The sequence below is a fragment of the Delftia sp. BGA-UO-ETr-SB1 genome (assembly GCF_059567865.1).
The window spans coordinates 1,024,929-1,042,335 of record NZ_JCAQOW010000005.1; the positions used below are offsets into that span (position 1 = coordinate 1,024,929).

Below are 17,407 nucleotides of genomic sequence, written 5' to 3' on the forward strand. Positions count from 1 at the left end.
ACGACGCGCGCGGGGCCTGGTATCTGGTTAAGCTGCGCGCATGTCTGAATCTGAAAGCGTTCGCCTGGCCAAGCGCCTGGCCGAACAGGAACAATGCTCGCGCCGCGAGGCCGAACTGCATATCACCGCCGGCAACGTCCAGGTGGACGGCAAGGTCGTGCAACTGCCCGAGACGCGCGTGCGCCCCGAGCAGCAGGTCACGCTGCGCAGCGGCGCCCAGCCCGAGGCCGTGCCGCCCGTCACCCTGCTGATGAACAAGCCTGCGGGCTATACCCAGGGTCGGCCTTATGGCCGGGTGCGCAGCGCCCACTCCCTGCTGGGCGAAGCCAGCATGGCCCAGGTGGACACGCCCATGCCGCTGCTGGTGCTGGCCCAGCACTTCAAGAACCTGGAATCCTTCCTGCCCCTGCCGCTGCCGGCCAGCGGCCTCATCGTCTACACCCAGGACAAGCGCGTGGCGCGCAAGCTGGGCGAGGAAGGCATGTGGCTGGAGCAGGAATGCATCGTCGGCGTCGAGGGCCAGATCCACGAGGACGGCCTGGAGCTGATGAAGGCCGGCCTGCCGATCGGCAAGCGCCAGCTGCCGCCCTGCCGCGTGAGCTGGCAGAACGAGAACCACCTGCGCTTTGCGCTCAAGGGCATCGCGCCCGACGAGATCGACGCCATGTGCACCGAAGTGGGCCTGCGCGTGGTCAGCCTGCGCCGCCTGCGCATTGGCCGCCTCTCTCTGGCCAAGGTGCCCGAAGGCCAGTGGCGCTACCTGATGCCCTGGGAGCGGTTCTAGGCAGGCATTGCCGGGTGCGCGGCGGGCAGCACATTCGGCAAATGAGAATCATTTCATAGAATGCGGGATTCCCATGCTGCCTTCGGGCCTCCCGCATGCCTGCGCCCGCCTCTTCCTCTTCTTCCCTGCTGAGCACCTTCCAGGACAGCTACCACGAGCTGGTGCGCTTCGTGGCGCGCCGCGCCGGCCCGCAGGCCGCGCGTGACCTGGTGCATGACGCCTGGATACGCTTGGCCGAACGCCAGCGCGGCGAAAGCGATGCGCCCGCCGCGCCGGACAGTCCACCAGGCGCCAGCCGCGCCTATCTCTACGCGGTGATGGAGAACATCGCCATCGACCACCTGCGCCATGGCCAGCGCACGGCCGAGCGCTTTGACACCAGCGCCAGGGAAGGCGAGCCGCCCTCCCCCCTCAGCCCCGATGTGGCCGACACCCATTCCTACCGCCAGGCCCTGGCCGGGGTCGAAGGCGCCCTGGCGCAGCTGCCGGCGCGCTGCCGCGACATCTTCCTGGCCGACCGCATCGAGGGCGCCTCGCATGCCGAGCTGGCCAAGCGCCACGGCGTCTCGGTCAAAACCGTGGAACGCGAAGTCATGCGCGCCATGGACAGCGTGGAAGCCTCGCTGCGCCGCTGGCGCGGAGACACCGCCGCACCCGCACCACGCACGGGCCGCCGCCGCGCCCTGTCCACCCTGCTGGGGATGGCGGGCCTGGGTGTCGGCAGCCCGGCATTGTGGCTGGCCTGGCGCCAGTGGATGCCGCAGTACCAGGTGCGACTGGCCACGGCCACCGGCCGCCTGCTGAACCAGACCCTGCCCGACGGCAGCAGCTTGACGCTGGACGCCGCCAGCCGCGCCGAGGTGGACTTCTACGCCACGCGCCGCCAGGTGCGGCTGCTGGCCGGCAGCGCCTTCTTCGCCGTGGCGCGCGACACGGAACGGCCCTTCATGGTCCAGGCGGCGGACGTACAGGTCACCGTGCTGGGCACGCGCTTCGAGGTGGCGCTGGAGGACGATGCGGTGCTGGTCGCCGTCGATGCGGGCCGCGTGCAGGTGCGCGACGGCAGCGGCGCCCGGCATGCACTGGGCGCAGGCCAGATGCTGCGCCTGGCGCCAGGCCAGACGGCCGCCGTGCAAACCGTTGCGGCTGTGGCCGCCTGGCGCGAGGGCTGGCTGGACTTCCAGAACACGCCGCTGGCCGAGGTCGCCCGCCGCCTGGAGCGCTACAGCCTGCAGCCACTGCGCGTGGAGCCCGACGCCGCCGCCCTGCCCGTGCTGGGGCGCGTGCGCATTGCGGCGGCCCAGGGCTGGCTGCGCATGCTCCCGCGCACCCTGCCGGTCAGCGTGCAGGAAGAGGTGCAGGAAAAGGAGCAGGGCCCGGGAACCGGGCGCACCCTGGTCATCCGCCGCCGCAGTTGATGCGCCGATGCGCCGATGCACCCATGGCCCCGGAATGCACGGCGCATGCGCACCAGGCGTGAGGGAATGTCTGCGCCTGTTCGTATAGGCATGAGGACCCGGGAACGCGACGCATTCGCAGCCCGGGAATCGCCATTGCCCAGATCCGCCACGGGACCTTCCATGTCTTCATTCCCCTCCAAGCCTTCCCGCCTTGCCCGCCACCATGCCGTTGCCGCGGGCATCGCGCTGCTGGCCCTGCAGCTGTCTCCAGCCGCTCTGGCCCAGGCGGCACCGGCCCCGGCCACGGCCGCCAGCACCGACTTCCACATTCCCGCCCAGCCGCTGGACCAGGCGCTGGCCCAACTGGCCCGCCAGGCTGGCCTGCAGCTGCTGGCCGCGCCTGAACTGGTGCAGGGCCGCCGTGCGCCCGCCGTGGAAGGGCGCCTGAGCACCGCCGCCGCCGTGGCCCGGCTGCTGCGCGGCAGCGGGCTGGAAGGCCATGTGAGCCAGGGCACGCTGGTGGTGGAAAAGCCCGCCGGCACCGTGGCCCTGCCCGAAGTCACGGTCTCCGCCGTGGGCGAGACCACGACCACCGAGGGCTCGGGCTCCTACACCACGGGGCTGATGAGCACCTCGACCAAGCTGCCGCTGTCCATCCGCGAGACGCCCCAGTCCCTCACCGTGGTCACGCGCCAGAAGATGGACGACCAGGGCATGCTGTCCATCGACGACGTGGCCAACAGCGCCACCGGCATCACCATCAACCGCTGGAGCGACGACCGGGCGCGCTATTTCTCGCGCGGGTTCGTGATCGGTTCGTTCCTGCAGGACGGCGTGCCCGTCTCGTATGAAACCGACACCTCCACCTACGACACCATGGCCATGTACGACCACGTGGAAGTGGTGCGCGGCCCCACGGGCCTGATGACGGGCGTGGGCGACCCTTCGGGCACGATCAACTTCGTGCGCAAGCGCGCGCCGCGCACCACCCAGCGCTCGGTCACCCTGCGCGGCGGCAGCTGGAACCAGGCTGTGGGCGAGGTCGATGTGGGCGGCGCCCTCAACGAGGACGGCTCGGCGCGCGGGCGTGTGGTGGCCTCGGCCCAGTCGCGCGACCACTTCATTGATGGCTATAGCAGCCGCCGCCAGCTGCTGTACGGCACCGCCGAGTTCGACCTGGGCCGCGACACCACGCTGAGCGTGGGCGGCTCCTATGTGAACGAGGACAACCCCGGCTCGCAATGGATGGGCGTGCCCATGGGCTTCGATGGCTCCTTCCTCGACATTGCGCGATCCAGGCGTTTCTCGCCCTCCTGGAGCAAATGGGACAAGAAGGAGGTCAGCCTGTTCGCCGACCTGGAGCACCGCTTCGACAACGGCTGGAAGGCCAGGCTGGCCGCGCGCGCCCTGCAGGCCAAGTCCGCGCTGGACGGCGCCTACCTGGTCTCGGGCGGCCTGGACGACCAGGGCCGCACGCGCTACGACGTGGCCGGCGGCCTGTACGACTACGACAAGCGCCAGCTCAGCCTCGATGCCTCGGCCCAGGGCCCCGTGCGCCTGTTCGGCCGCGAGCATGACCTGGCCTTCGGCCTCAGCCGACGCACCATCCGCTGGAGCGACCAGGGCTACAGCTACCTGTCGCCCACGGGGGAATGGCTGATCGCCAATGGCGTCGATCCCTATACCTGGAACCCCGACTCGCTGGACCGCTCCGGCCTGCTGGCCGAAGACCTGTGGACGCGCCGCCAGAAGACCACGCTGACCTCGGCCTACGCCACGGGCCGCTTCCTGCTGGCCGAGCCACTGAACCTGATCGCCGGCGCGCGCCTGGACTGGTACGACTTCACCAACGTCCAGCGCCAGGGCAGCTGGAGCCGGGAGCGCGAATTCAGCGAGAAAGCCCATGCTACGCCCTATGCGGCGCTGACCTATGACATCAACAAGACCTACTCGGCCTATGCCAGCTACACCAGCATCTTCCGGCCGCAGGATTTTCTGGATGTCTCGGGCAGCATGCTGGCGCCGGTGGAGGGCCGCAATTTCGAGCTGGGCCTCAAGGGCAGCTACCTGGACGAGCGCGTGAACCTGGCCGTTGCCGTGTTCAACACCACGCAGGACAACCTGCCCCAGGCCATCGCGGACATCAACTCCTGCACGGTGAAGACCAATTGCTACCGCTCGGTGGGCAAGGTCAGGAGCAAGGGGCTGGACGTGGACATCAGCGGCGAGATCCTGCCGCGCCTGAACGCCGGCCTTGGCTATACCTTCACCCAGGCCAAGATCGCCAGCGACAGCACCGAAGGCGCCAAGGGCGCGCCCTATGCCAGCTACACGCCGCGCCACCAGCTCAAGCTGTCGGCCATGTACCACCTGGGCGGCGAGCTGGGCGCATGGCGCGTGGGCGGCGGCCTGCGCTACCAGAGCCGCACCACGTCCGAGTCGCTGACCAGCGCCGAAGGCTATGCAATCCGCCAGTCCGCCTATGCCGTGGCCGATCTGGTCATCGGCTATCGGGTGAACCGGCAGCTGGACCTGCAGATGAACGTCAGCAACCTGTTCGACCGCCGCTACTTCGAGACCCTGGGCACGAACAACGGCGGCAACTATTTCGGCGTGCCGCGCAGGCTGCTGCTGACGGCCAAATACCAGTTCTGAACCGCCCATGAAAATGCCCCGCCGGTGGCGGGGCATGAAAGAAAGTGTGAAGCGCGCCGATAAGCCGGATTCTGTGCACGCGGTTGCCCGCATGTGACCGCCATTAATCTGGGCCGGGCGTCGCCGCCCGGCTCGGTGCTACCTACCCGCACACTCCGGGGGCCCCGTCAACGTGTGCCTACTTGGTATTGCTGCGCGTAGAGATTGCCCGTTTCACCTTGGACGGTTCCCGTCCAAGGTGGCTGTGGGTTCCATGCTTGCGCATGGACCGTATGGCTTGCGCCATCCGGTTCGGCTTTCGCCGACCCACAGAACACCCGGGGGGGAATTGTTCCGTCCAAACTCGTCTCTGTTGCTCTGATCCTCACCTCACGGTGGACAGCCGTTAGCTGCTACGCTGCCCTGTGCAGTCCGGACGTTCCTCCAGTGCCGTGTTTCCACGATTGCACCAGCGGCGGTCTGGCGTGCTTCACGGGCGGCATTATCTCGCGGCTTGGGCCGGGCTGCAGGCAGATGGCGCAACAGCCTCACGGCGGCATGCAGAACTCGCGGCGGAATTGTTCGGGTGAGGTGCCGGCCTCGCGCTGGAACATGGCGATGAAGGCCGAGGGCGTGCTGTAGCCCAGGTCATAGGCGATCTGCTGCACGCTCAGGCCGGCCTCCAGCGCATCGATGGCCAGCAGGTAGCGCATGCGCTGGCGCCATTCGCCCAGGCCCATGCCCAGCTCGCGCTGGCAGTGGCGCGCCAGGGTGCGCTCGGTCATGTGCACGCTGGCGGCCCATTGGGCCAGGCTGCGGTGGTCCTCGGGCGCAGCGCGCATGCGGGTCAGCACTTCGACCAGGGCCGGGTGTTCGGCGGCCGGCAGATAGCCGGGCTCCACGGGAACGGCCCGCAACTGGTCGTAGAGCACACGGGCCAGGCGCAGGTCGGCATCCGTGGCGGGAATGTGCACGTCGCGCACGGCAAAGTCGGCCAGGATGGCCTTGACGATGGCACCGATGCGCATGGAGCACGGTTGCGCCGGCAGCTCCCTGCACAGCGCAGGCGCCAGGTAGACCGAGCGGTAGACCACGGCGTGCGCCACATGGCAGCTGTGCACCACGCCGGGCGGCACCCAGACGCCGTACTGCGGCGGCGAGACCCAGTGCTGGCCTGCCGTGTCCATGCACATGCTGCCGTGGGGCGTGTAGTTCAGGTGTCCCCAGCTGTGGCTGTGCGGCGGCACCTCGGTGTCGGCGCCGAATTCGTCGTAGCGGAAGTAGTACTCGCCCGGCACATCCTCGACGTTCTGGATGTGCATGGGCTTGCTGGGACGGGGCATGGCGGATGGTCCGGGTTGCGCTATCGATTGTCCGAAACCAGGGATGCACTCCAAGTCGGACAGAACGATCATAGGACCAGTCTTAGGAGTCTTCCAATGGGGTCTTACCTTTTCCCTTTGATCGCCGTGCTCATCTGGTCGGTCAATACCGTGGTCAGCAAGATGGCGGCCGACAGCATCGGCGCGGCCGAGATCGGTTTCTACCGCTGGCTGGTGGCGGCCGTGCTGTTCACGCCTTTCCTTTTGCCGTCCATCTGGCGCCAGCGCGCCGACATCCGGCCGCTGCTGCCGCGCCTCATCGTGCTGGGGATGCTGGGCATGGTGATCTACCAGAGCCTGGCCTATTACGCGGCCCATATGACATCGGCCACGCACATGGGCCTGATCGGCTCGCTCACGCCCATGATGGTGCTGGGCCTGTCCACCGCCATGCTGGGCCAGGCGCTGAGCCGGGGCGCCGTGCTGGGCTGCGTGCTGGCGATTGCGGGCGTGGCCCTGGTGGTGTCTTCGGGGCAGCCTGCCACTTTGCTCACCCAGGGCCTCAATAGCGGCGATGCGCTGATGTTCGTGGCCATGCTGGCCTATGCGGTCTACAACATCCTGCTCAAGCGCTGGCCCATGCCGCGCCTGGCCACGGTGCAACTGCTGTACCTGCAGATCCTGGTGGCCGTGATCGCGCAGCTGCCGCTGTTCCTGATGGCGCCGCGCACGGGGCTGAACGCGACCAACCTGCCGCTGGTGGGCTTTGCGGGCATCATGGCCTCCATCGCCGCGCCGCTGCTGTGGATGATGTCGGTGGCGCGCATCGGCCCGGGCCGCTCCAGCATGTTCTTCAACCTGGTACCCATCTTCACGGCCGTGATCGCCTTCATGGCATTGGGTGAGCCCCTGGCGGCCTACCACGCCGTGGGCGGCGTGCTGACCATTGGCGGCCTGCTGCTGGCCGAGCTGTGGAAGCAGCCTTTGCGCGCACCGCGTGCCGCCGCCACCGCCTGAAAAATCAGGGTTTTCCCGAGCGCAAATGGTGCACGCATGCTGCATGCCGGTGCGGCGCCCGCACCAGCTCTGCCCATAAGAATTTGCATTCAGGCCTGCTCATAATTTCTTGTTGGACAGCCCTGTCCCGCCTTTCGATACTGCCGCCACAGGAACAGCTCCAGACGCCCGGCCGGTCTCACTGCAGACCCGCCAGCGCCTGAAGCCCCTAAGACACACGGGCCCCGCCCCGGTCCGTGTGCCCGCTGCACCGTCGAAGACAGGAGACACCCCATGAGCAGTCCGGCATCCGCCGCACATTCCCCCGCCCACGGCGCCGGCCAGGCATCGCCGCCCGACATGGACGCCACCTACCGCAAGATCGCCTGGCGCCTGATTCCCTTTCTGGTGCTGCTCTTCATCCTGGCGTGGATAGACCGCGTCAACGTCGGTTTCGCCAAGCTGCAGATGCTGGACGACCTGCAGTTCAGCGAGGCCATATACGGCCTGGGCGCAGGCATCTTCTTCATCGGCTACTTCCTGTTCGAAGTGCCCAGCAACCTGCTGCTGGAGAAGATCGGCGCACGCAAGACGCTGGCGCGCATCACCATCCTGTGGGGCGCGGCCTCCATGGCCATGGCCTATGTGACCACGCCCACCATGTTCTACGTGCTGCGCTTCATCTTGGGCGTGGTGGAGGCCGGCTTCTTCCCCGGCGTGGTGCTGTACCTGACCTACTGGTTCCCGGCCCGCCACCGGGCGCGCGTCAACGGCCTGTTCATGACCTCGTTCGCCATTGCGGGCGCCGTGGGCGGCCCCATTGCGGGCGCCATCATGAATGGCATGCAGGGCGTGGGCCATCTGTCCAACTGGCAGTGGCTGTTCATCCTGGAAGGCATTCCTTCGGTGATCGCCGGCTTCTTCGTGCTGCTGTACCTGCCCGAGAAGCCCGCCAACGCCAGGTGGCTGAGCCCGGCCGAGCAGCGCGCCGTGACCGCCGCCGTGGAGGCAGAGAACCAGGGCGGCCACAAGCATGTGTCCTTCCTGGACGCCTGCCGCAACTACCGCGTGTGGCTGTGCGCTGCCGTGTACTTCTGCATCGTCAGCGGCAACGCCACCATTGCCTTCTGGTCGCCGTCCATCATCAAGGAGATCGGCATCCAGAACACGCTGCAGATCGGCCTGATCTCGGCCATTCCCTTCCTGGCCGGCACCCTGGCCATGGTCTGGAACGGCATGCATTCGGACAAGACCGGCGAGCGCCGCATGCACTGCGCCCTGTCCGCGCTGATCGCGGCGGCGGGCCTGATCCTGACGGGCCTGTTCCTGCACAACGCCGTGCTCGCCCTGTGCGCGCTGACGCTGGCCTCCATCGGCATCCTCGCGGCCTTTCCCGTGTTCTGGTCGATTCCTGCCGCCTTCCTGGCCGGCACGGCGGCGGCCGGCGGCATTGCGCTGATCAACTCCATCGGCAACCTGGCCGGCTTCGTGGCGCCCTACATGATCGGCGCGCTCAAGACCAGCACGGGGTCGCTGTCCTCGGGCCTGTACTTCGTGGCCGCGCTGGAATTCATGGCCGCCTTCCTGGTCGTGCTCTTCGTCAAGAAGCAGTGATGCCTGCGCGCCGCACCGCGCGCGCCACTGCCCCCTCCTCTTTCCCACCGGGGCCTGCGGCCCCGCCTTTTCCCTGGATCGCCTGCCATGCAACTGCAGTTCACCACCCCCGAGGGCCAGACCTTCGCCCCTGAATTCGACACCCTGATCGTCGCCGGCTGGGCCGGCCGCGACCGCGAGGCCATCGAGCACCACATCGAGGAGCTCGCCGCCATCGGCATCCCGCGCCCCAGCGCCGTGCCGCTGTACTACCGCATCTCCAGCAACCAGCTGAGCCAGCGCAGCGCGCTGCAGGTGCTGGGCCCGGACTCCTCGGGCGAGGTCGAGGTCTTCGTGTTCACGCACGAAGGCGAGATGTTCGTGAGCCTGGCCTCCGACCACACGGACCGCAAGCTCGAGGCCTACAGCGTGGCCTTTTCCAAGCAGGCCTGCGTCAAGCCCGTGGCCACCCAGGCCTGGCGCTTTGCCGACGTGGCCGGCCACTGGGATGAGCTGGTCGTGCGCTCGTGGATCGTGGAAGACGGCCGCGAGGTGCTCTACCAGGAAGGCACGCTGGCCAGCCTGCGCACACCCCAGGACCTGATCGCAGGCTTCACGGGCGGCAAGGATCTGCTGCCCGCAGGCTGCGGCATGACCTGCGGCACGGTGGGCGCCATCGGTGGCATCCGCCCCTCGACGCAGTTCTCCATGGAGCTGTACGATCCCCGCAGCCAGCGTTCCATCCGCCACAGCTACCGCAGCGAACTGCTGGACGTCGTGGCCTGAGCCCCGACTCCGATCCGCCCACGCCCGCCTTCACCCACAGGACTTCCCACATGACCCAAGCCCTCCCCCTGCCCAGCCTGGAACTGGCATCACAGCGCCTGCATGGCGGCGAAACCACCTCGGTGCAGCTGACCGAGCAGGCCCTGGCCCGCACCATGTCGGGGGAAGGCCCCAAGGTGTTTACGCGCGTGTTCCAGGGCGCGGCCCTGGCCGAGGCCCGCGCCAGCGACGTGCTGCGTGCGGCCGGCCTGGCGCGCTCGCCCATCGAGGGCCTGCCGGTCTCGGTCAAGGACCTGTTCGACATCGCCGGCTTTCCCACGCTGGGCGGCTCGCGCCTGCTGGCCGACGCACCGCCCGCGCAGCGCACGGCCGAAGTGGTGCAGCGCCTGCGCCAGGCCGGCGCCGTCATCGTGGGCACGACCAACATGACCGAATTCGCCTACTCGGGACTGGGCATCAACCCGCACTACGGCACGCCGCGCAATCCCTGGCAGCGTGACGAGGGCGGCGGCCGCATCCCGGGCGGCTCGTCCTCGGGCGCGGCCATCTCGGTCACCGACGGCATGGCCATGGCGGCCATCGGCTCGGACACGGGCGGCTCGGTGCGCATTCCTTCGGCGCTGTGCGGGCTCACGGGCTTCAAGCCCACGGCGCGCCGCGTGAGCATGGAGGGCGTGCTGCCGCTGTCGGCCAACCTGGACTCCATCGGCCCGCTGGCCCCCAGCGTGCGCTGCTGCGCCACGCTGGACGCCATCCTCAGCGGCGAACCGCTGGGCGAGCTGCATGCCGCCCCTCTGCAGGGCCTGCGCCTGCTGGCACCCACCAACGTGGTGCTGGACGGCATGGACGCCACCGTGGCCGCCGCCTGGGAGCGCGCCCTGTCCCTGCTGTCGCAGGCGGGCGCCCACATCACCCATGCCGTGGTCGCGCCCTTCGGCGAGCTGGCCGACATCAATTCCAAGGGCGGCTTCACGGCCGCCGAGGCCTGGGCCTGGCACCGCCACCACATCGCCACGCGCCTGTCCGAGTACGACCCTCGCGTGGGCACGCGCATCCTGCGCGGCAAGGACATCAGCGCGGCCGACTACATCGACCTGCTGGCACGCCGCAGGCAGTGGATTGCCGCCGTGAGCGCCCAGATGGCCGACCATGACCTGATCGTCATGCCCACCGTGCCCGTGGTCGCCCCCAAGATCGCCGACCTCACGCAGAGCGACGAGGCCTACTTCGGCGCCAACGGCCTGATCCTGCGCAACCCCACGCTGATCAACTTCCTCGACGGCTGCGCCATCTCCCTGCCCTGCCACCGCGCAGGCGAGGCGCCCGTGGGCCTGAGCCTGGCCGGCCTCGGCGGGCAGGACCGGCGACTGCTGTCCGTGGCCCTGGCCGTGGAACAGCTGCTGGCTTCGGCGCAGGGCTGATCGACCAGGCGGACTCGGGCCTAGCCGCCCAGGCCGCTGCCCGGCAGCCGCGCCACGGCCTGGCCGTGGTTCAGCGCAAAGGCGGCGGCGGTCTCCTCGGCCGCGCGCGCCACCACTTCGGTCAGCGGGTTCTGGTGGTCATTGCGAAAGCAGGCCACCAGCGGCAGCGAGGGGAACTCACGGTCCACGCGCAGCAGGCGCAGGCGCTGCTCGGCCAGCTCGCGCTGGATGATGGCCGGCGGCACGGCGGCCACGCCCAGGCCGTCGCAGACCACGCGGATCATGGTCGCCACCGAGGCGATGCAGTTCAGGTGCACCGAGGCGCTGCTTTCGGTGGAGAACAGCTGCTCGATCACCGCATACGGCTCGGAGCCGCGCGCAAAGCACATGATGGGAAAGGCCGCCAGCTCGGCCAGGCTCAGGGTCTCGTCGCCAATGCCCAGCTTGGGGCTGCCCACCCAGGCCATGGGAAATTCGCCCAGCGACAGATGGCCCACGCCGGCCGCCGTCACGGGCTTGGCCTGCAGCGACAGGTCCAGCTGCCCCTTCACCAATTGATCGGACATGTGCAGCGTGGTGTCGCAGGCGATCTCCACCTGCAGGCGCGGATAGCGCTGCTGCAGCAGCGCCAGGAAATCGGGAAACCAGCTGTGCACGATGGACTCGATGGCGCCGATGCGGATCACGCCGGCATAGGCCTGTTTGTCCAGCATGTCCTCGCGCATCTCGCGCATGAGGCGCAGCATGCGCTCGGCATGGACCAGGGCCTTGGCGCCGTCGGCCGTCAGCGTGACCTCGCGCACGCCACGGTCGAACAGGCGCACGCCGAACTCCTGCTCCAGCGTGGCGATGCGGCTGGAGACGGCGGCCTGCGTGGTGTACAGCCGCTCGGCCGTCATGCGGAAATTGCGCAGCTCGGCCAGCAAGACAAAGGTTTCCAGGAACCGTAGATTCATGCGGCGATGTTAGCCGTCCAGGCCATATCGATATAGCCCATGCTTCATGCGGCGATGTTAGCCGTCCAGGCCATATCGATATAGCCCATGCATAGAACAGCTGCGTGCACAATGAATGCCTGGTTTTCGCGCAGTGTCTGCGCGCCACCCCCGACTGTCCAACCACCACCCCAAAATCGCGGAGGTCCGATGAGAGCTGACAACATCCTGCAAACGATTGGCAACACGCCCCATGTGCGCATCAACCGCCTGTTCGGCGCCGGTGCCAATGTGTGGATCAAGTCCGAGCGTGGCAACCCCGGCGGCTCCATCAAGGACCGCATCGCCCTTGCCATGGTCGAGGACGCCGAGAAGTCCGGCGCCCTGCAGCCCGGCGGCACCATCATCGAGCCCACCAGCGGCAACACCGGCGTGGGCCTGGCCCTGGTGGCCGCCGTCAAGGGCTACAAGCTGGTGCTGGTCATGCCCGAGAGCATGAGCATCGAGCGCCGCCGCCTGATGCTGGCCTACGGCGCCAGCTTCGACCTCACGCCCAAGGAAAAGGGCATGAAGGGCGCCATCGCCCGCGCCCAGGAACTGGCCAGCCAGACGCCCGGCGCCTGGATTCCCCAGCAGTTCGAGAACCCCGCCAACATCGATGTGCATGTGCGCACCACGGCCCAGGAAATCCTGGCCGACTTCCCCGAAGGCCTGGATGTGCTGATCACCGGCGTGGGCACGGGCGGCCACCTGACCGGCGTGGCCAAGGTGCTCAAGGCCAGGTTCCCCCAGCTCAAGGTCTTTGCCGTGGAGCCTGCCGCCTCGCCCGTGATCTCGGGCGGTCAGCCCTCGCCCCACCCCATCCAGGGCATTGGCGCAGGCTTCGTGCCCAAGAACCTGGACACCAGCCTGCTGGACGGCGTGATCCAGGTCGAGGCCGAACCCGCGCGCGAGTACGCACGCCGCTCGGCCCGCGAGGAAGGCATCCTGGTAGGCATCTCCTCGGGCGCCACCCTGGCCGCCATCGCGCAAAAGCTGCCCGAGCTGCCCGCAGGCGCCAAGGTGCTGGGCTTCAACTACGACACGGGCGAGCGCTACCTGTCGGTGGAAGGCTTTCTGCCTGCCTGACCGGCGGCAAGCCCCGTCCGCTGCAGTGCACTGCACTGCGGCATGAAACACAAGGCCTCGCAAGAGGCCTTTTTTGTTGCCGCCAGCGGCATGCTGCATTCCCCATTCGCGCACAACGAAGCGGCCCCGGACGCGGACAATCTTCCCCACGGCGCCGTGTTCCCCCTGCACTGAAATCCGGGCGCGAACCCACGCGTATGACAGTTGTGTGGAGATCTCTTACAAAACATGTTGCGCCCAAAGGTCATGCTGAACGCGCATCGGGCAAACCCGACTCTGGCCTACGATGGTCTGACCAAGGAGTAAAAAAATCTTGTTCGGTTTCTTTGAAAAACGCGTTCCGCCCTATCCCAGCGTCGAGCCCACGGTCCCTCCCAAGGGCTTTTTTGCCTTCATCTGGGCCTGCACGCAAGGCATGCGCGGCTGGATCGCGCTGCTGACCTGCACCTCGGCGCTGCTGGCCGTCTACGAGGCGGCGCTGTTCGCCCTCATGGGCCATGTGGTGGACTGGTTGTCCACGGTGTCGCCGGCCGGTTTCTGGGCAGAGCAGCGCGGCACGGTGTGGGGCATTGCCGCCGTCCTGCTGTCCAGCGTGCTGCTGCTGGCCTTTCACACGGCGGTGATGCACCAGGTGCTGGCCATCAACTTCCCGATGCGGCTGCGCTGGGTGTTCCACCGGCTGATGCTGGGCCAGAGCATGTCGTTCTATGCCGACGAGTTCGCGGGCCGCATCACCACCAAGATCATGCAGACCGCGCTGTCGGTGCGCGAAGTGGTGTTCATGGTGGTCGATGTGCTGGTGGGCGTGAGCGTCTACATGATCGGCATCCTGATCCTGGCGGCCAGCTTCGAGTGGCGGCTGATGATTCCGTTTGCGCTGTGGCTGGCCGCCTACATCGGCGCCTGCTGCTACTTCGTTCCACGCCTGGGCAAGATCGGCAAGGAGCAGGCCGATGCACGCTCCATGATGACGGGCCGCGTGACCGATGCCTACACCAACATCGCCACCGTCAAGCTGTTCGCCCACACGCGCCGCGAGGCCGAATACGCGCGCAACGCCATGGAGGCCTTCAAGTCCACGGGCTATGCGCAGATGCGGCTGGTCAGCCAGTTCGAGATCGTCAACCATCTGATGATCACGATGCTGCTGGTGGGCTCGGCGGGCACGGCGCTGTACCTGTGGTCGGCCGGACAGGCCAGCGCAGGCGTGGTGGCGGCCATCATCGCCATGGCGCTGCGCCTGATGGGCTATTCGCACTGGGTGATGTGGCAGATGACGGGCCTGTTCGAGAACGTGGGCACCATCCAGGACGGCATCCTCACGCTGACCAAGCCGCGCACCATCGTGGACGCGCCCGACGCCAGGCCGCTGCAGGTCACGCACGGCGCCATCGCCTTCGAGGACCTGAGCTTTGCCTACAAGGACGGCGGCAAGCAGGTGATCGACCACCTGAACCTGCACATCCGCGCCGGCGAGCGCATCGGCCTGATCGGCCGCTCGGGCGCGGGCAAGTCCACGCTGGTGAACCTGCTGCTGCGCTTCCATGAAGCCCAGGGCGGGCGCATCACCATCGATGGCCAGGACATCCGCACCGTCACGCAGGACAGCCTGCGCGGCGCGGTGGGCATGGTCACGCAGGACACCTCGCTGCTGCACCGCTCCATGCGCGACAACATCCTCTACGGCCGCCCCGACGCGACCGAGCAGGAGATGCTGGCCGCCGCGCAGAAAGCCGAGGCCTCGGACTTCATCGCCACGCTGACCGACCTCAAGGGCCGTGGCGGCTACGACGCCCAGGTGGGCGAGCGCGGCGTCAAGCTATCGGGCGGCCAGCGCCAGCGCGTGGCGATTGCGCGCGTCATGCTCAAGGACGCGCCCATCCTGCTGCTGGACGAGGCCACCAGCGCGCTGGACAGCGAGGTCGAGGCGGCCATCCAGCAAAGCCTGGACAGCCTCATGCACGGCAAGACCGTGATCGCCATCGCCCACCGCCTGTCGACCATCGCGGCCATGGACCGGCTCATCGTCATGGACCAGGGCCACATCGTCGAGCAGGGCACGCACCAGCAACTGCTGGAGCTGGGCGGCATCTACGCCAAGCTGTGGTCGCACCAGAGCGGCGGCTTCCTCGCAGAGCAGGGCTCGGAAGCTGCCAACGCCAACGGCTAGACGCTCGCCAGATCCCGGTCCAGCTGCGTATGCAAGGTGTAGCGGCTGGCCGGGTGCAAGGTCACGCTGAGGTCCATCAACTCCCCATCGGTATCCAGGTAGCGGCGCACGATCTTCAGCGCCGCTGACCCGGCCGGGGCCTGCAATTCCTCCGACAGCGCCTCGGGAATGAGCGCTCCCACCACGGCCTGCCGCACCCGCGCGATGCGCAGGCCGTACTGCTGCTCCAGCAGGCTGCTGACCAGCAACTCGGGCGCGGCGCGCACGCGCTGGGCCAGTTCCTGCGTGTCAAAGCGCTGCGCATCCACATAGACCACGGTCCAGGCAATGGGCAGGTGCGGCGCGGCGCCGTCGCGGCGCAGGCTGCAGATGGCCAGCCAGCGGCTGCCGGCAGGGCAGTCCAGTTCGGCGGCCAGGTCCTGGTCCAGCACCACCTCTTCGATGCGCCGCACCTCGCGCACATGGGTGGCGCCGAACTGCACCAGGTCCTCCAGCGAGGTCAGCGCCTGGCGGTAGTGCGCATGGGGCTGCGCCGCCTCCACGCGCGTGCCCACCTTCTTGCGCCGCGATACCAGCCCCGACTGCTGCAGCTCGGCAATCGCCGCGCGCACGGTGTGGCGGCTCACGCCATAGCGGTCGCACAGCTCCAGCTCGGTGGGCAGCAGGGCGCCCACGGCGTATTCGCCCGAGGCAATGCGCTCGGACAGGTCGCGCGCCACCTGGGCATAGCGTGTCTCAGCCATGGGCGCAGGCCCTCACCCCAGGCAAACCCGGATGTTCGTAATGTACGTACATAAATAAAAATATCGATATGTCCGAACTTAATCGCAATTGCGCACCATGACCCTTCCGTCCTTCACCTCCAGCACCGCCATCGATTCGCTGCTGTTCCGCGACGCATTCGGCACCCCCGCCATGCGCGCCATCTTCGCCGACAGCGCGCTGGTGTCGCGCTACATCGAGGTCGAGGTCGCGCTGGCGCGCGCCCAGGGCCGCTGCGGCGTGATTCCGGCCGAGGCCGCACACGAGATCGCGCAGCGCTGCAGCCTCGACGCGCTGGACTTCGAGCTGCTGCGCAAGGAAACCGACATTGTCGGCTACCCCATCCTGCCGCTGGTGCACCAGTTGGTGAAACAGTGCGGCGACGCAGGCCGCTACATCCACTGGGGCGCCACCACCCAGGACATCATGGACACGGCCACCGTGCTGCAGGTGCGCGATGCGCTGGACCTGGTCGATGCCGACATCGCCGCGCTGCGCACCATCCTGGCCGACCTGGCAGAACGCCACCGCGACACGCCCATGGCCGGCCGCACGCACCTGCAGCACGCCCTGCCCATCACCTTCGGCTACAAGGCCGCCATCTGGCTGGCCATGTTCGACCGCCATGCCCAGCGCCTGCAGGAACTGCGCCCGCGCGTGCTGGTGGGCCAGTTCGCGGGGGCGGCAGGCACGCTGGCCTCGCTGAGCGGGCGGGGCCTGGAAGTGCAGCAATTGCTGATGGAAGAACTGGGCCTGGGCGTGCCCGCCACCACCTGGCATGTGGCGCGCGACGGCCTGGCCGAGGCCGTGAATTTCCTGGCCCTGGTCACCGGCTCGCTGGGCAAGATCGCCTACGACGTGATGCTGCTGTCCTCCACAGAGTTCGGCGAGGTGTTCGAGCCCTTCGTCACGGGGCGCGGCGCCAGCAGCACGATGCCGCAAAAGCGCAACGCCATCTCCAGCGAGCTGATGCTGGCCGCCTCCAAGGCCGTGCGCCAGCATGCGGGCCTGATGCTGGACGCCATGGTCCAGGACCTGGAGCGCGCCACCGGCCCCTGGCACGCCGAATGGGTGGCCCTGCCCGAGAGCTTCGTGCTCTCGGCTGGCGCCCTGCACCAGGCGCGCTTCATGCTGGGCGGCCTCATCGTCGATCCCGAACGCATGGCCCGCAACCTGGACATGACCGACGGCCTGATCGTGGCCGAGGCCGTGATGATGGGCCTGGCCCCGCACACGGGCCGCCAGCAGGCGCACGACATCGTCTATGCCGCCTGCCGCAGCGTCAACGCCGAGGGCGGCACGCTGGCCGATGCGCTGGCCCGCCTGCCCGAAGTCACGGCCCATTTCGACAGCGCGGCGCTGCAGCGCCTCACCGACCCGCGCAACTACCTGGGCGAGGCCCCGCAGATGGTGGACCGCGCCCTTGCGCTGTCGCGCGCCCATACAGCCAGCGGCCGCTGACACCCCGGCCCAGGA

General features: G+C 68.2%; 13 protein-coding genes and 1 other RNA gene. 10 read left to right on the top strand and 4 right to left on the bottom strand.

What is annotated here, in order from left to right; translation table 11 throughout:
* The first annotated feature begins 40 nt into the window (after positions 1-40).
* The 3 genes from AC57B5_RS14815 (at position 41) to AC57B5_RS14825 (ending at position 4,839) form a co-directional block, all read left to right on the top strand.
* Positions 41-784 carry a pseudouridine synthase gene (locus tag AC57B5_RS14815; RefSeq protein WP_012203381.1) on the top strand — a complete coding sequence of 248 codons (744 nt, stop codon included), beginning with the start codon at positions 41-43 and terminating at the stop codon, positions 782-784.
* Positions 785-879: 95 nt separating this feature from the next.
* Positions 880-2,202, top strand: coding sequence for a sigma-70 family RNA polymerase sigma factor (locus AC57B5_RS14820; RefSeq protein ID WP_496399816.1), 1,323 nt, complete (start codon positions 880-882; stop codon positions 2,200-2,202).
* Between the two features lie 162 nt (positions 2,203-2,364).
* Complete coding sequence (locus tag AC57B5_RS14825) at positions 2,365-4,839, top strand: TonB-dependent siderophore receptor (RefSeq protein WP_496399817.1); 2,475 nt, start codon at positions 2,365-2,367, stop codon at positions 4,837-4,839.
* Between the two features lie 44 nt (positions 4,840-4,883).
* Here the strand turns inward: AC57B5_RS14825 and rnpB are convergent.
* Both rnpB and AC57B5_RS14835 read right to left on the bottom strand, forming a co-directional pair.
* An RNA gene (rnpB, locus tag AC57B5_RS14830) (RNase P RNA component class A) lies at positions 4,884-5,310 on the bottom strand.
* Between the two features lie 56 nt (positions 5,311-5,366).
* A complete protein-coding gene (locus tag AC57B5_RS14835) occupies positions 5,367-6,161 on the bottom strand; it encodes an AraC family transcriptional regulator (RefSeq protein ID WP_043780839.1) in 795 nt (264 codons plus the stop codon).
* 96 nt (positions 6,162-6,257) lie between these two features.
* Here AC57B5_RS14835 and AC57B5_RS14840 point away from each other — a divergent pair, with 96 nt between their 5' ends.
* From AC57B5_RS14840 to AC57B5_RS14855, 4 genes are all read left to right on the top strand, one after another.
* Positions 6,258-7,157 (top strand): DMT family transporter, encoded by a 900-nt coding sequence (locus AC57B5_RS14840; protein ID WP_496399818.1) that lies wholly within the window; start codon positions 6,258-6,260, stop codon positions 7,155-7,157.
* 273 nt (positions 7,158-7,430) lie between these two features.
* Positions 7,431-8,750, top strand: a complete 1,320-nt coding sequence (locus AC57B5_RS14845; protein WP_013804122.1) for an MFS transporter — start codon at positions 7,431-7,433, stop codon at positions 8,748-8,750.
* Positions 8,751-8,837: 87 nt separating this feature from the next.
* Positions 8,838-9,515, top strand: a complete 678-nt coding sequence (locus tag AC57B5_RS14850) for a DUF2848 domain-containing protein (protein WP_013804123.1) — start codon at positions 8,838-8,840, stop codon at positions 9,513-9,515.
* A gap of 50 nt (positions 9,516-9,565) precedes the next feature.
* A complete protein-coding gene (locus AC57B5_RS14855) occupies positions 9,566-10,936 on the top strand; it encodes an amidase (RefSeq protein WP_070080667.1) in 1,371 nt (456 codons plus the stop codon).
* 20 nt (positions 10,937-10,956) lie between these two features.
* Here AC57B5_RS14855 and AC57B5_RS14860 read toward each other — a convergent pair whose 3' ends face one another.
* Complete coding sequence (locus AC57B5_RS14860) at positions 10,957-11,892, bottom strand: LysR family transcriptional regulator (protein ID WP_034390463.1); 936 nt, start codon at positions 11,890-11,892, stop codon at positions 10,957-10,959.
* A gap of 189 nt (positions 11,893-12,081) precedes the next feature.
* Here AC57B5_RS14860 and cysK point away from each other — a divergent pair, with 189 nt between their 5' ends.
* Complete coding sequence (cysK, locus tag AC57B5_RS14865; RefSeq protein ID WP_013804126.1) at positions 12,082-12,999, top strand: cysteine synthase A; 918 nt, start codon at positions 12,082-12,084, stop codon at positions 12,997-12,999.
* Between the two features lie 313 nt (positions 13,000-13,312).
* Positions 13,313-15,169, top strand: coding sequence for an ABC transporter ATP-binding protein (locus AC57B5_RS14870; protein WP_013804128.1), 1,857 nt, complete (start codon positions 13,313-13,315; stop codon positions 15,167-15,169).
* Here AC57B5_RS14870 and AC57B5_RS14875 read toward each other — a convergent pair.
* Positions 15,166-15,912 (bottom strand): GntR family transcriptional regulator, encoded by a 747-nt coding sequence (locus tag AC57B5_RS14875; RefSeq protein ID WP_043822004.1) that lies wholly within the window; start codon positions 15,910-15,912, stop codon positions 15,166-15,168. The genes AC57B5_RS14870 and AC57B5_RS14875 overlap by 4 nt on opposite strands.
* Before the next feature lie 97 nt (positions 15,913-16,009).
* Here AC57B5_RS14875 and pcaB point away from each other — a divergent pair, with 97 nt between their 5' ends.
* Complete coding sequence (pcaB, locus tag AC57B5_RS14880) at positions 16,010-17,392, top strand: 3-carboxy-cis,cis-muconate cycloisomerase (RefSeq protein WP_496399819.1); 1,383 nt, start codon at positions 16,010-16,012, stop codon at positions 17,390-17,392.
* The last annotated feature ends 15 nt before the right edge of the window (positions 17,393-17,407 follow it).

What these genes read in the sequence shown, in the direction of transcription:
- cysK (WP_013804126.1), top strand. Translation starts at nt 12,082, where the DNA reads ATGAGAGCTGACAACATCCTGCAAACGATTGGCAACACGCCCCATGTG.
- AC57B5_RS14835 (WP_043780839.1), bottom strand. Translation starts at nt 6,161, where the DNA reads ATGCCCCGTCCCAGCAAGCCCATGCACATCCAGAACGTCGAGGATGTG.
- AC57B5_RS14855 (WP_070080667.1), top strand. Translation starts at nt 9,566, where the DNA reads ATGACCCAAGCCCTCCCCCTGCCCAGCCTGGAACTGGCATCACAGCGC.
- AC57B5_RS14815 (WP_012203381.1), top strand. Translation starts at nt 41, where the DNA reads ATGTCTGAATCTGAAAGCGTTCGCCTGGCCAAGCGCCTGGCCGAACAG.
- AC57B5_RS14875 (WP_043822004.1), bottom strand. Translation starts at nt 15,912, where the DNA reads ATGGCTGAGACACGCTATGCCCAGGTGGCGCGCGACCTGTCCGAGCGC.
- AC57B5_RS14850 (WP_013804123.1), top strand. Translation starts at nt 8,838, where the DNA reads ATGCAACTGCAGTTCACCACCCCCGAGGGCCAGACCTTCGCCCCTGAA.
- AC57B5_RS14845 (WP_013804122.1), top strand. Translation starts at nt 7,431, where the DNA reads ATGAGCAGTCCGGCATCCGCCGCACATTCCCCCGCCCACGGCGCCGGC.
- AC57B5_RS14860 (WP_034390463.1), bottom strand. Translation starts at nt 11,892, where the DNA reads ATGAATCTACGGTTCCTGGAAACCTTTGTCTTGCTGGCCGAGCTGCGC.
- pcaB (WP_496399819.1), top strand. Translation starts at nt 16,010, where the DNA reads ATGACCCTTCCGTCCTTCACCTCCAGCACCGCCATCGATTCGCTGCTG.
- AC57B5_RS14825 (WP_496399817.1), top strand. Translation starts at nt 2,365, where the DNA reads ATGTCTTCATTCCCCTCCAAGCCTTCCCGCCTTGCCCGCCACCATGCC.
- AC57B5_RS14840 (WP_496399818.1), top strand. Translation starts at nt 6,258, where the DNA reads ATGGGGTCTTACCTTTTCCCTTTGATCGCCGTGCTCATCTGGTCGGTC.
- AC57B5_RS14820 (WP_496399816.1), top strand. Translation starts at nt 880, where the DNA reads ATGCCTGCGCCCGCCTCTTCCTCTTCTTCCCTGCTGAGCACCTTCCAG.